The organism is Micromonospora ureilytica (assembly GCF_015751765.1).
GTDB lineage: Bacteria > Actinomycetota > Actinomycetes > Mycobacteriales > Micromonosporaceae > Micromonospora > Micromonospora ureilytica.
Map to the genome: position 1 here is coordinate 4236302 of NZ_JADOTX010000001.1, position 12548 is coordinate 4248849.

The following is a 12548-nucleotide window of genomic DNA, read 5'->3' on the forward strand; positions in this document are numbered from 1 at the left end:
TAAGTAGTGTGGTGTCAGCCCCGTGGGCGGGAGTCCAGCCATGATCACGTATTACGACGACAGATCGGTGCAGGTCACCTCCACCAGCGTCCGCGTCGACGGTCGCAGCTACGCGCTGGCGGACATCACCGTGATCTGGCACCGCCGTGGCACCCGTTCCTGGCGCGTGCTGGTGGGGCGGGGTGCCATCGGCGCCGCGCTCGCCGGTCCGCTGGTCGCGGCGGTGCTCGGCATCGCCGTGGCCGTCTGGCTGCACCGCTCCCCCACCGTGACGATCGCGATCGTCGGCGCGTCGGTCCTGGTCGGGTTGGCCGTCGGCCCGGTCGCCGACTTCCTCTTCGAACACCTCGACCGCTCGTACGCCCGGGGCAGCCGCCAACTGGAGATCTGGGCCCGTTGGCGGGGTCAGCCGGTGCGACTGCTGCGCACCGGTGACGCGCTGCGTTTCGGGCAGATCTACCGGGCGGTGCAACGCGCGGTCGAGCACAGCCAGCCGGCCCGCCCCGGCACGCGCCGCTAGCCAGCCTGGTTCCGCTCCACGTCCCGAACTGACCAGGCCGGTCGTCACCGGCGGGACCCGCGCAGCGACCGCGCGCTTTAGCCGGGCGCAGCGGGCGCAGCGTTCCTGCAGTGCCTATGGAGCTGATATCGCAAACGAATCGGACCAGGAGGCTTGCGGCACCGCTGCGCCGCGAGGCCGCGAGGCCGCGAGGCCGCGAGGCCGCGAGGCCGCGAGGCCGCGAGGCCGCGAGGCGACTCTTGATGTCGCAGACGATTCAGCTCCAAAGGACCGGCGCACCACCACCTCTACCCGCCGGACAGCCTCCGTCGAATCCTCTGTGAAGAAGGGTCGATCCGCTGCGAAGAAGGTCAGATGCCGAGGTCCGGGCGAGGCGCGGGTTGCCTGTCGGTGGTTAGGCTTAGTGATGACCCTCTATTACCGGGACGACGCGGTGCAGGTGACCTCCGAGTCGATCCGGGCGGGCGGTCACGTGGTCGCCCTGTCCGACGTGACGTTCGTCTGGCACGCGCGGGGGCAGAAAACCCTCGCCGTCCGCGGCCGTGTGCTGGGGCGCGGTGTCCTGGTCCTGCTGCTCTCACTGCCGCCGTTGGTCGCCGTCGTCTGCGTGCTGTCACTGGCCTGGTCGGCTCAGGACCGGGGCAACTGGCAGCTGGCGTTGATCATTCTGGCCGCCTGCGCGGCGGGGGCGCTCGCGTTGGCACCGTTCCTGGAGATCCCCCTCGGCTGGCTGGACCGCTCCTACGAGCGCGGCAGCCACGTGCACGAGCTGTGGGTGCAGCACCACGGCCGGGAGGACCTGCTGGTACGCACCCCGGACGCGCTACGGTTCGGGCAGATCTACCGGGCCGTGCAGCGCGCCGTCGAACAGCAGGGGGACCATCGATGACCACCCGCCGCGGCGAGGCCGTCGCACTGGCCGGCCTGCTCGCCGCGGCCGGCGTCACCCATTTGGTACGCCCCGGCGTCTACGACCCGATCGTGCCGCGCGCGTTGCCCGGCCCGGCCCGGTTCTGGACGTACGCCAGCGGGGTGGTCGAACTTGCGGTGGCGGCTGCGGTCGCGAGCCCGGCCACCCGCTCGGCCGGTGGTCGGGCCGCCGCCGCGCTCTTCGTCGCCGTCCTGCCGGCGAACGTGAAGATGGCAGTGGACTGGCGGCACCGACGCCCGACGAAGCGGGCCATCGCGTACGGCCGGGTGCCGTTGCAAGCGCCGCTGATCTGGTGGGCGCTGCGGGTAGCCCGCGCCGACAACGCCGGTCGACAGCCCCGCTGACCAGCCCCGTCGGGCGGTTGTGGCACGGCCGACGCACACTTGACCCCATGGCGATTCCCCTCCCCACCCCGGCCGCCGTGGTCGGCCTGACCCGTTCCGCTCTCGACCAGGCGCTCGGCTCGGCCACCTCGATGGCCGCCGTGCCCGCCCGCGCGTTCGCGGTGCTGGACGGGGTGGAGGCGCTGCTGGCCCGGATCAACGGCGTGATCGACCGGATCGAGACGACAGTGGACCGGACCGACCAGGTGCTCACCGACGCCGAGGCCGCGGTTCGCGAGGTGGCCGTCATCAGCGCCGCCGCGACCACCGCCATCGACACGGCCACCGAGGTGGCCACCGCCGCCGCGGTGGTCGTCGCCGAGGCCGACCGGGTCGCGGGCCACGCCGCCGCCACAGTGGGCACCGCGGCGGAGGCCGCCGCCACGGCGGCCGAGCTGCTGGCCGCGTACGAGCCGGCGCTGCGCCGGGCCGCGCCGATGGCCGGGCGGTTCGTGGAGGAGTTGAGTCACGAGGAGATCAGCGCGGCGATCCACCTGATCGACGAGTTGCCCAAGCTCAAGGAACACCTGACGGCGGACATCCTGCCGATCCTGGCCACGCTGGACCGGGTCGGCCCCGACCTGCACGACCTGCTGGACGTGACCCGCGACCTCAAGCTCGCCGTGGCCGGCATCCCCGGGCTGGGCATGCTGCGCCGACGCGGCGAGAAGCTCGCCGACGAGCCCGTCGGCTGAACGTCCGGGCGGGCCGGCCGGACGGCCTGCGACCGGGGCGCGGTCAGGCCGGTACGTACAGCTCGTCGATCTCGGCGCGTCGCGGTAGCGCCACCGAGGCGCCGAGCTTGCGGACGCAGGCAGCGCCGGCCGCCGACGCCCAGCGCACCGCGTCGACCAGGTCGCGCCCCTCGCCCCAGCCGACGGCCAGCGCGGCGGTGAACGCGTCACCGGCGGCGGTGGAGTCGACCACGTCGACACGTACCGCCGGCACGTGCACCTCGGTGCCGTCCCGGTCGACGTACCAGGCACCCTCACCGCCGAGAGTGAGCACGGCCCGGGGGGTCAGGTCGAGCAGCGCCCGGGGCTCCTCCCGACCTCGCCCGGCGAGCGCCTGCGCCTCGCCCTCGTTGACGACAAGCAGGTCCACGGCGGCGAGCAGCTCGGGCGGGAGGTCCCGCGCCGGGGCGGCGTTCAGGATGACCCTGGTGCCGGCGTCGCGGGCGGCCACCGCGGCGGCGGTCACGGTCTGCACCGGGATCTCCAGTTGGGCGACCAGGACGTCCGCCGCGCGCACCGTGGCCAACTCCTCCTCGGTGAGGCCGACCAGGGCGTCGTTCGCGCCGGGGGTGACCACGATGGCGTTCTCCCCCTGGGCGTTGACCATCACCAGCGCCACGCCGGAGGCACCGTAGACCACGCGCAGCTGACTGGTGTCCACGCCCGCCGCGGTGATGCGGGCCTTGAGGGTGACGCCGAAGGCGTCCGAGCCGATCGCGCCGAGGAAGGCACAGGAGGCGCCGGCCCGGACCGCGGCCACGGCCTGGTTGGCACCCTTGCCGCCGGGCACCATCACGAAGTCGGTGCCGAGGATGGTCTCGCCCAGTCGCGGCAGCGCGGGTGCCATCGCGACCAGGTCCATGTTGGCGCTGCCCACCACGGCGACCCGGGTCTGCGGCACGATCGTCTCCGCCGGTCCGACGCTCAGGCGGCGCGAGCCGTGAAGCGCTCGCCCGTCCGCTCGACCACCAGTGGCAGCCCGAAGGTCTTGGAGAGGTTGTCACCGGTCAGCGTCTCGGCGAGCAGGCCCTGGGCGACCACCCCACCCTCGCGCAGCAGCAGCGCGTGGGTGAACCCGGGCGGGATCTCCTCGACGTGGTGGGTGACCAGCACCATCGCCGGGGCGTCCGGGTCGTACGCCAGCTCGGCCAGTCGGGCGACCAGGTCTTCCCGACCACCCAGGTCGAGCCCGGCGGCGGGCTCGTCGAGCAGCAGCAGCTCCGGGTCGGTCATCAGGGCACGGGCGATCTGCACCCGCTTGCGCTCGCCCTCGGAGAGGGTGCCGTAACGGCGCTCGGCGAGGCCACCGACGCCGAGTTGGCTCAGCAGCGCCCGGGCCCGCGCCTCGTCGCCACGGTCGTAATTCTCCCGCCAGCGGCCGACCACCGACCAGGCGGCGGTCACCACCACGTCGCTGACCCGCTCGTCGGCGGGCAGTCGCTCGGCGATCGCGGCGGTGGTGAGCCCGATCCGGGTACGCAGCTCGTTGACGTCGGTGCGGCCGATCCGCTCGCCGAGCACGTGCGCGACACCCGTGGTGGGGTGCAGCCGGCCGGCGGCGAGGTTGAGCAGCGTGGTCTTGCCGGCGCCGTTGGAGCCGAGCACGACCCACCGCTCGTCCAGTTCGACGCGCCAGGTCAGGTCCTGAAGGAGGGCGGTGCCAGAGCGGCGTACACCGACGCCGTCGAGGCTGACCACCAGATCCGGGTCCACGAAAGCGGCGGCAGGCGCGGCGCCGGCAGCGCCGGGGATCAGGTCACCAGTCACCGCACCATCCAACCACGCAGCGCCGGGGTGCCCCCCATGGGCGGCACCTCAGCCATAGGGTGAAGCGCCGTGTCGTTGATCACCAAGCCCGAAGGACGGCCCATGCCCCGTCGACGTACGGAGCCGCGCGGATGAGCGCGGTCATCGAGATCGAGGGTCTGCGTAAGACCTTCCACAGCCTGCGTAGCGGCCGACGGGTGGCGGTGGACGGGTTCGACCTGCTGGTCGAGGCGGGCCAGGTCCACGGCTTCCTGGGCCCGAACGGCTCCGGCAAGACCACCACCCTGCGGGCCCTGCTCGGGCTGGTACGCGCCGACAGCGGCCGGATGAGAGTGCTCGGCGAACCGTCGCCGGAGCTGCTGACCCGGGTGGCGGGCCAGGTCGGCGCCATCGTGGAGAGCCCGCAGTTCTTCGGCAACTTCACCGGTTACCGCACCCTGCGGTTGTTGGCCCGCGCTGGTGGGGTGCCGGTCTCCCGGGTGGACGAGGTGCTGGATCTGGTGGGCCTGCACGACCGGGGCGATGATCGGGTGAAGGGCTACTCGCTGGGCATGAAGCAACGGCTCGCGGTGGCGTCCGCGCTGCTGAAGGACCCGCGGCTGCTGATTCTGGACGAGCCCGCGAACGGGCTGGACCCGGCGGGCATCCGGGAGATGCGGGACCTGATGCGGTCGCTGGCGGCCAGCGGGGTGACCGTCCTGGTGTCCAGTCACATCCTGGGCGAGATCCAGCTGATCTGCGACCACGTCACGATCATCTCCCGGGGGCGGCGGGTCGCGACCGGTCGGGTGGACGAGGTCCTGGCGGGCCACGACCGGCACGAGTTCCTGGTCCGGGTGGCCGAGCCGGAGCGGGCCGTCGAGCTGCTGCACGCGGCCGAGCTGACGGCGGTCGCGGACGGCGCCGCGCTGGTGGTGGGCGGGGTGAGCGACCCGACGGTGATCAGCCGGGTGCTCGGTGAGCAGGGTCTGTGGGTGGGCGAGCTGACACCGCTGCGGCCGGATCTGGAGAGCGTCTTCCTGGAGCTGACCGGTGCGTACGAGCATCCGTCGGTGCCTCGGCAGGGCGGCGACCCGTCGCTGCCGCAGGGTGCAGCTGTGATCGACCTCGATCGGGGAGTGGACGCGTGAACCTGGTGCGTGCCGAGTTGGAGCGACTGTCCGCGCGTCGCTTCGTGCAGCTCATGGTGGTCCTGTTGGTGTTGGCGTTCGCCGTCACGGCGGCGACCACGATGGCCGGCTCCCACAAGCCGACCGCCGGTGAACTGAGCTCGGCGCGGGAGCAGGCCGCCGACGAGCGGCGCGCCCTGGAGGCCACCCACCAGGAGTGCCTGGCCCGCCAGAACAGCACCCTGCCGGCCGACACGGACAGGTTCTTCCCCAGCGACTGTTCGGATATCGATCCGATCCGCCAGGACCGGCTGCCGATCGCCGCCGACTATCTACCGGGTGTGTTCAACTTCGCCGAGCAGGCAAAGCCGCTGCTGTACTTCCTCATCGCGTTCCTGGTGCTCTTCGGGTTCCTGGTCGGCGCCTCCTACATCGGCGCGGACCTGACCTCGGGCGGCGTGGTGAATCTGCTGCTGTGGCGACCGCGCCGGTTGACGGTGCTCGCGGCCAAGTTGGGCACCCTGCTCGGCGCGGTGTTGGTCCTGGCCCTGCTGGCGTCGGTGGCCTACCTCGCCACGTTCTGGGTGATCGGGCAGACGGCCGGGTTGCCGGGCCGACTGGACGGCGACTTCTGGCGTTCACTCGGCGCGGTGCACGGCCGTGGCCTGGTGTTGGTTCTGCTGGCCGCCGCCGTGGGCTTCGCGATCGCCACGCTGGGTCGGCACACGTCGGCGGCGCTGGGTGCGGTGGCGGCGTACGCGGTGGTGTGGGAGTTGGGCGGTCGGCTGGTGCTGGAGATCGTCGACGCCCGGCGGCCCGATCAGCTGATGCTCTCCAGCCACATCGGGGCCTGGCTCGGCGGTAGGGCGCAGTTCTTCGACCCCGAACTCTGTCGGGGCAGCGCGGGGACCGGCTACTGCGAGGGCTTCTACACCCTGAACTGGCCGACGGCGCTGCTGGTGCTGTTGGTGCTCACCGGTGGGCTGACCGCGGCGGCGTTCGCCGTGTTCCGTCGCCGCGACCTGATCTGACTCGAGGCCGTCGGGTCGCCCGGTCCGGGCGGCCCGACGGAACAGTCCAGGCCAGCGGCCGGCAAGAGCTTGCAAGCCACGGATGCTCGGTGAAATATTCCTTCACATGACCGCCGCAGCGGGCTCAGCCGACGGTGGAGCCGAACACCTCGTCACGCACCGCGTCCAGGGCGGTACGCAGCGCGCCGTGCAGGATCGGCTCCTCGGTCAGCCCGGTCGGCACCACGCGCGGCCGGACCAGGGTGATCGCCGCGACCTCCTGCTGCACCCGATCGGCGAGCGCCGCGCCACCGGCCTGACCCACCTCACCGGCCAGCACGACAAGCGGTGGGTCCAGCACCACGCAGGTGCTGGCCACGCCGAGCGCGAGCCGACGGGCCAACTCGTCGAGCATCGGGCCACCGTCGGCGCCGGCCGCGACGGCCGCACGGACCGCCTCGGCGGCGTCGGCGTCCGGGTACCCGTGCTCGCGGGCCACCGCGCGCACCGAGTCCGCACCGATCAGCTGCTGGAAGGCTGGCTTGGCCCGCCGGGAGACGTCGCGCGGGATGGGCGCGCCGGGCACCGGCAGGTAGCCGATCTCGCCGGCCGCGCCGCTGCTGCCGTGGTGCAGCCGTCCGCCCAGCACGATCGCCAGGCCGACGCCGGCACCCACCCAGACCAGCACGAAATCCGCCAGCCCCTGGGCGGCGCCGGACTGCGCCTCCGCCACCGCGGCCAGGTTGACGTCGTTCTCGAAGACCACAGGCGTGTGCAGGTCGTCCCGCAGCGCGGCGAGCAGGCCGCTGTGCCAGCGGGGCAGGTTGAAGGCGAAGGTGATGTCGCCGGTGCCGGGGTCGACCAGGCCCGGGGTGCCGAGCACGATCCGTCGTACGCTGCTCAGCTGCGCCTGGGCGCTGCTCGCGGCCTGCACGACGGCGTTGTGCACCACGCCCACCGGGTCGTCGGTGTCCCGGGTCGACTGCTCCACCCGGCCGATGACCGCACCTGTGATGTCGGCGCAGGCGGCCACCACCCGGTCCGGTCCGACGTCCACGCCGACCACGTGCGCGCTGCCCGGGCGGACCGCGTAGAGCTGGGCGTTCGGCCCGCGTCCGCCGGCCTGCTCGCCGACCCGCGCGACGAGGCCGCGCTCCTCCAACCGCTCGACCAGTTGCGAGGCGGTGACCTTCGACAGCCCGGTCAGCTCGCCGAGTCGAGCCCGGGTCAGCGGGCCACGTTCGAGGAGCAGTTCCAGCGCGGCACGGTCGTTGAGCGCCCGCAACAGGCGGGGGGTGCCGGGCAGCCGGGTCGCACTCATGACACGTCCTCTAGTTTTAGTAAACTTTGCTAACTGTAAACCAACCTGCGAACGGGTAGCCGTAGCGTAACGGCCACTCGGCGGTCGGACGCTCGGCCGAGTCGGCAGCGCCAAGACCACCACCGGTACGACGTTTCGTACCCGCGGGGCACCGAAGGGGGAAGATCACGTGGGGTTGGATCCAGGACTGCGCCGGCTGGCGCTGGGCACGCTCCTCGCCGCGTACCCGGGACCGGTCCCGCCGGACTGGGCTGTCGACCTGCTGGCCGACGGGTTGGCCGGGCACACCCTGTTCGGCACCAACGTGCACGACCCCGCGCAGGTGGCGGCGAGCACCGCCGCGCTGCGCGCCGGCCGGCCGGACGCGCTGATCGCCATCGACGAGGAGGGCGGCGACGTGACCCGGCTGGCGCACGCCACCGGCAGCCCGTACCCCGGCAACGCCGCCCTCGGGGCGATCGGCGACGTGGCGCTCACCCGACGGGTCTACCAGTCGATCGGCGCCGAACTGGCCGCGCTCGGCATCACCGTCAACCTCGCCCCCACTGTCGACGTCAACACCGCCGACGACAACCCGGTGATCGGCACCCGGTCCTTCGGCGCGGATCCGGTGCGGGTGGCCGCCCACTCGGCCGCCGCCGTGGCGGGATTGCAGGCCGCCGGCGTGGCCGCCTGCGCCAAGCACTTCCCCGGGCACGGCGCCACCGTCACCGACTCCCACCACGAGCTGCCCACAGTGGACGCTCCGCTGAGCCTGCTCCGTCAGCGGGACCTACCGCCGTTCGCGGCCGTCGTCGCCGCCGGAGCGCGCGCCGTGATGACCGCGCACATCCGGGTGCCGGCGCTCACCGGCGCCGACCCGGCCACCTTCAGCCGGGCCGTCCTTGTCGACCTGCTGCGCACCGAGTACGGCTTCACCGGCACCGTCATCACCGACGCGCTGGAGATGAAGGGTGCCGCGGTGGCGGCCGGCGGCGTCGGGCCGGCCGCGGTCCGGGCGCTGAGCGCGGGCGCCGACCTGCTCTGCATCGGCGCGACTGTCGACGCCGAGTTGGTCGAGCGGGTGGCCGCCGAGATCGTCGACGCGCTCGCCGACGGCCGGCTCGCGAGGGCGCGGGTGGAGGAGGCGGCCGGCCGCGCCGCCGACCTCGCCGCCTGGACCCGGGCCGCCGGCGGGTCGCCGGCCACCGGGGACACCGAGCTGGGGTACGCGGCAGCGCGCCGAGCGGTCCGGGTGGACGGCCTGCTCACCGGCCTGCACCAGCCGCTTGTGGTGCAACTGCACACCGAGTCGACGATCGCCGAGGGTCGAGTGCCGTGGGGCCTCGGTCCACACCTGGACGGGGTGTCGGAGATCCGGGTGATCGCCACCGAGACCGATCCGGCGACGCTGCGCGAGCTGGCCGGTGAACGCCCCATCGTGCTTGTCGGGCGACACCTGCACCGGCTGCCCGGCGGCCCGGAACTGATCGCCGACCTGGCAGCCCAGCACCCGGTGACCGTGGTGGAGATGGGCTGGCCGGCACAGTGGCGGCCGACGGGCGTCCGCGCCTTCGTCACCACCTACGGTGCGAGTCACGCCAACGGACGCGCGGCGGCCGAGGTGCTGGGCCTGGCCGGCTGAGCCACGGCGTTCTCCGGCCGGGCTTCGCTCCTGAGTGTCCACTGTCACTCGTCGCACCTTCTTGAACATGTTCAATATCCGCCCTAGGCTGATGACATCGGTAGTTGAACACGTTCAAGAAGGGCGTCCACCATGGACATCAAGGTCTGGATGTACGTGATCTACCTCGCGGTCAGCGTCGGCCTGACCATCTGGGTGGCGCGAGCGCTGTCCCGCAACGGGCAGGTGTTCCTGGAGGAGGTGTTCGCCGAGGAACGACTCGCCCGAGCGGTCAACAGCCTCCTGGTGGTCGGCTTCTACCTGCTCAACCTCGGCTACGTCACAGTGGCGATGAAGCACTCCGACCCAATCGATTCGACCAGCCAGGCCATGGAGGAGCTGTCTCTCAAGATCGGCTTGGTGCTGCTGGTACTCGGCGCGCTGCACTTCTTCAACGTCTTCGCGCTCGGCCGCTACCGCCGAAACCGACTCCGCCAGCTCGCCACCCACCCTCCGATCGCCCCGATCGGCCGACTCCCCATGCCGTCCGCCCCACCCGGAGCGCAGTTGGTCGGCGCGTACCCGGGAGGACCCCAGCCGACCGGCGGATATTCGGCCGGACCCCACGCGGCCGGACCACAGCCGGCAGGTCCGCAGCCGGCCGGACCACAGCCGGGTGCCGGCCCGACGAGCAACCCACCGAACCGATGACCGTGCCCCCGACCGGTGGCGTCGGTCGGCTTCCGGACCCCACCGCACACTCCGGCGGTGGGGTCCGGGGGTTCACCGTCCTGTTCGACGCGGCCTGCCCGCTCTGCCGCGCCGCCCGCCGCTGGTTGTCGTCCCGCGCCCAGCTCGTACCCCTGGAGTTCGTGCCGGCCGGGTCTGCCGAGGCCCGGCGGCGCTTCCCCGGCCTGGACCACGAGGCGACGCTGCGCGACCTCACAGTGATCGCCGACACCGGCGAGGTGTACGCGGGCGACGGCGCCTGGTTCGCCTGTCTCTGGGCACTGACCGACCATCGGTCCACGGCCGAGCGGCTGGCCCGACCGCACCTGCTGCCCCTCGCCCGGCAGACGGTGGCCGCCGCCTCGGCGATCCGGGAGCGGATCCGCGACCCGTGGGCCGAGCCGACCGACGAACCGCCGGGATACGGTGACCCCGATGACCGAGCAGCCTGCGCAGACGACCACTGCGGGTGACCCTGCCACCGCCCGAGGCGAGCAGACCCGGCAGCTGATCCGGGACACCGCGATGCGGCTGTTCCGCGAACGCGGATACGCCCAGACCACCATGCGGGCGATCGCGCAGGAGGCCGGCGTGGCGGTCGGCAACGCCTACTACTACTTCGCTTCCAAGGACCACCTGATCCAGGAGTTCTACGCCCAGTCCCAGGTCGAGCACCGGGCCGCAGCGCAGCCCGTACTCGATCGGGAGGAGGCGTTTGGCCCCCGGCTCGCCGGAGTGCTGCACGCGGGGATCGACGTGTTGACGCCCTCACACGGGTTCGCGGCGACCTTCTTCAAGACGGCGGCCGAGCCCACCTCCCCGTTGAGCCCCTTCTCCGCGGAGTCCGCCGGCCCCCGACAGGCCGCCATCGAGCTCTTCGGCGAGGTGTTGACGGGCTCGACGGCCACTGTCGACGCCGAGCTGCGCCCACAGCTGCCCGAGCTGCTCTGGCTCGCCCACATGGGCGTGATCCTCTACTGGGTGCACGACCGCTCGCCGGGCCAGACCAAGACCCGCCAGCTGATCGACGGGGCCGTACCGCTCATCGACCGGCTCGTGGCGCTGTCCCGGCTTCGGGTCCTCCGCCCGGTGACCCGACAGGTGCTCGACCTGATTCGCACGCTCCGTCACTGACCCGGCCGGCACCATCGGTCGGCGAAGAAGCAGGTCAAGTCCACTTTTCGACACTCCGAACCGACAGCTCCAGCCTTGCCCCAAGCCGCTCAGATACGTAGCGTGATCGACACGTAGCGGCTCGCCCACAGCGGGGGCCGCTACACCCGGAACCGGGGCCTGGGGGGAGGTTGCGGACCGTGGATCCGGCCCGGGATCCACGGTCCGCGCCCCAAATGCCCGCTCAGCGCGGATAGACCCCGTACGCGCGCCAGCCCCGGTCCGGGAAACCGGCGGCATCGGCGACCCGGGCCGAGGCCTGATTGTCCCGCTCGTGCAGGTAGGTGGGCACCGCCCCCTCGTCGAGCACCCGCCGCGCCGCCTGGGCCACCAGCCGACGGGCGAGGCCGCGCCCCTGGGCGGCCCGCACCGTGCCGACTGCCAACTCGTGCCCGTACGCGTCGTGCCGTTTGATCCCGGCACCGGCCAGGTAGGCGCCGTCCGGGTCACGGACCACCAGCACCGGCCGGTCGAAGAGTCGCAGCCACGGCGGCAGCCCGGGAGCGCTCGACTCGGTCCACTCCCCCACGTCGGGCAGCGGCGCGGGCGCAAGGCTCCACCGGAAGGGGCCGTCGTGCACGCAGAATTCGGGCCGGCCGACGGCGTCCGGCAGTGCGGCGAGGAGCCGAGCCGGCGCACGGCGAGTCAACGCGCGGATCGCCGCCACACGATCCGGCGCCACGGAGAGCACGGCGCTCTGCCCGGTGTCCACGGCGAGCGCGGGGCGCAGCCGACCGTCCCAGGCCGGTTGGGCCCGTCGCTGCGAGGCCACCACGTGCAACCCCGGCCCGGCCGGCCACTGGCCGAGCCAGCTGGCCAGGTGCAGGTGGAGTCGCCGGTCGATCATGCGCACCTCCCCGTCACCCGACGCGTCGTGGATCACCGTACGCGCCGGACGGCAGGGCGGGCGCGGGATACGTCAGGGCCGAGTGGGCCGGGGGTGCGGGAACCGGCCGCTCGAATTGACCGTCATATGTATTTCCATATCTGGACACCTTTGTTTGGGACGGTGAACGCATGCTGATTCAGCCGAGCGACAACTACCAGCAAAACCCCGAGCGACTCTGGCAGGCGGCGGATGCCGTCGGAGGCAATCCGCCCCAGCCGCGCTACCGGAACCCTCGCACGATCGGCGGCGGAGCCCTGTCCTGGGCCGGGTTGAACAAGCTGTCCGTCGACAGCTCGGGTAGGCACCGCCTGAACAATCACTGACGCACCAAGATCCGCCCATGCATGGTGCCCTTCTGCCAGAAGATTTGGTGTATCGT

General features: G+C 72.4%; 15 protein-coding genes. 11 read left to right on the forward strand and 4 right to left on the reverse strand.

Annotated features, from left to right (window positions below; translation table 11 throughout):
- The first annotated feature begins 40 nt into the window (after positions 1-40).
- The 4 genes from IW248_RS19035 to IW248_RS19050 all read left to right on the forward strand — a co-directional run bounded on the left by IW248_RS19035 (position 41) and on the right by IW248_RS19050 (position 2529).
- On the forward strand, positions 41-520 hold the full coding sequence (locus IW248_RS19035; RefSeq protein ID WP_196928065.1) for a DUF6232 family protein: 480 nt from the start codon (positions 41-43) through the stop codon (positions 518-520).
- A 406-nt stretch (positions 521-926) separates the two neighbouring features.
- Positions 927-1409 (forward strand): DUF6232 family protein, encoded by a 483-nt coding sequence (locus IW248_RS19040; RefSeq protein ID WP_196928066.1) that lies wholly within the window; start codon positions 927-929, stop codon positions 1407-1409.
- Complete coding sequence (locus IW248_RS19045) at positions 1406-1795, forward strand: DoxX-related protein (RefSeq protein ID WP_196928067.1); 390 nt, start codon at positions 1406-1408, stop codon at positions 1793-1795. The genes IW248_RS19040 and IW248_RS19045 overlap by 4 nt, the downstream gene beginning before the upstream one ends.
- Before the next feature lie 47 nt (positions 1796-1842).
- Positions 1843-2529 (forward strand): hypothetical protein, encoded by a 687-nt coding sequence (locus IW248_RS19050; protein WP_196928068.1) that lies wholly within the window; start codon positions 1843-1845, stop codon positions 2527-2529.
- Positions 2530-2572: 43 nt separating this feature from the next.
- Here the strand turns inward: IW248_RS19050 and IW248_RS19055 are convergent, their stop codons facing one another.
- Together IW248_RS19055 and IW248_RS19060 are read right to left on the reverse strand one after the other, a co-directional pair.
- Complete coding sequence (locus IW248_RS19055; RefSeq protein WP_196928069.1) at positions 2573-3469, reverse strand: ribokinase; 897 nt, start codon at positions 3467-3469, stop codon at positions 2573-2575.
- Between the two features lie 23 nt (positions 3470-3492).
- Complete coding sequence (locus IW248_RS19060) at positions 3493-4335, reverse strand: ABC transporter ATP-binding protein (protein ID WP_124817631.1); 843 nt, start codon at positions 4333-4335, stop codon at positions 3493-3495.
- Positions 4336-4466: 131 nt separating this feature from the next.
- Here IW248_RS19060 and IW248_RS19065 point away from each other — a divergent pair, with 131 nt between their 5' ends.
- Both IW248_RS19065 and IW248_RS19070 read left to right on the forward strand, forming a co-directional pair.
- The gene (locus IW248_RS19065; RefSeq protein ID WP_196928071.1) at positions 4467-5465 is read left to right on the forward strand and encodes an ABC transporter ATP-binding protein; all 999 of its coding nucleotides are present in this window, start codon (positions 4467-4469) and stop codon (positions 5463-5465) included.
- Positions 5462-6475, forward strand: coding sequence for an ABC transporter permease subunit (locus tag IW248_RS19070; RefSeq protein ID WP_196928072.1), 1014 nt, complete (start codon positions 5462-5464; stop codon positions 6473-6475). Before IW248_RS19065 ends, IW248_RS19070 begins: the two co-directional genes overlap by 4 nt.
- Positions 6476-6599: 124 nt before the next feature.
- Here the strand turns inward: IW248_RS19070 and IW248_RS19075 are convergent, their stop codons facing one another.
- The gene (locus IW248_RS19075) at positions 6600-7775 is read right to left on the reverse strand and encodes an ROK family transcriptional regulator (RefSeq protein ID WP_196928073.1); all 1176 of its coding nucleotides are present in this window, start codon (positions 7773-7775) and stop codon (positions 6600-6602) included.
- Positions 7776-7944: 169 nt separating this feature from the next.
- Between IW248_RS19075 and IW248_RS19080 the strand changes: the two genes are divergently transcribed.
- The 4 genes from IW248_RS19080 (at position 7945) to IW248_RS19095 (ending at position 11241) form a co-directional block, all read left to right on the forward strand.
- Positions 7945-9399, forward strand: coding sequence for a glycoside hydrolase family 3 N-terminal domain-containing protein (locus IW248_RS19080; protein WP_196928074.1), 1455 nt, complete (start codon positions 7945-7947; stop codon positions 9397-9399).
- A 132-nt stretch (positions 9400-9531) separates the two neighbouring features.
- On the forward strand, positions 9532-10089 hold the full coding sequence (locus IW248_RS19085) for a hypothetical protein (RefSeq protein ID WP_196928075.1): 558 nt from the start codon (positions 9532-9534) through the stop codon (positions 10087-10089).
- Positions 10086-10580, forward strand: a complete 495-nt coding sequence (locus IW248_RS19090; protein WP_196928076.1) for a thiol-disulfide oxidoreductase DCC family protein — start codon at positions 10086-10088, stop codon at positions 10578-10580. The genes IW248_RS19085 and IW248_RS19090 overlap by 4 nt, the downstream gene beginning before the upstream one ends.
- Positions 10543-11241 carry a TetR/AcrR family transcriptional regulator gene (locus tag IW248_RS19095; RefSeq protein ID WP_196928077.1) on the forward strand — a complete coding sequence of 233 codons (699 nt, stop codon included), beginning with the start codon at positions 10543-10545 and terminating at the stop codon, positions 11239-11241. The genes IW248_RS19090 and IW248_RS19095 overlap by 38 nt, the downstream gene beginning before the upstream one ends.
- Before the next feature lie 223 nt (positions 11242-11464).
- On the opposite strand, the gene IW248_RS19100 is transcribed toward IW248_RS19095, so the two are convergent.
- Positions 11465-12127, reverse strand: a complete 663-nt coding sequence (locus IW248_RS19100; protein ID WP_196928078.1) for a GNAT family N-acetyltransferase — start codon at positions 12125-12127, stop codon at positions 11465-11467.
- Between the two features lie 170 nt (positions 12128-12297).
- Between IW248_RS19100 and IW248_RS19105 the strand changes: the two genes are divergently transcribed.
- On the forward strand, positions 12298-12492 hold the full coding sequence (locus IW248_RS19105) for a hypothetical protein (RefSeq protein WP_196928079.1): 195 nt from the start codon (positions 12298-12300) through the stop codon (positions 12490-12492).
- Positions 12493-12548: the final 56 nt, after the last annotated feature.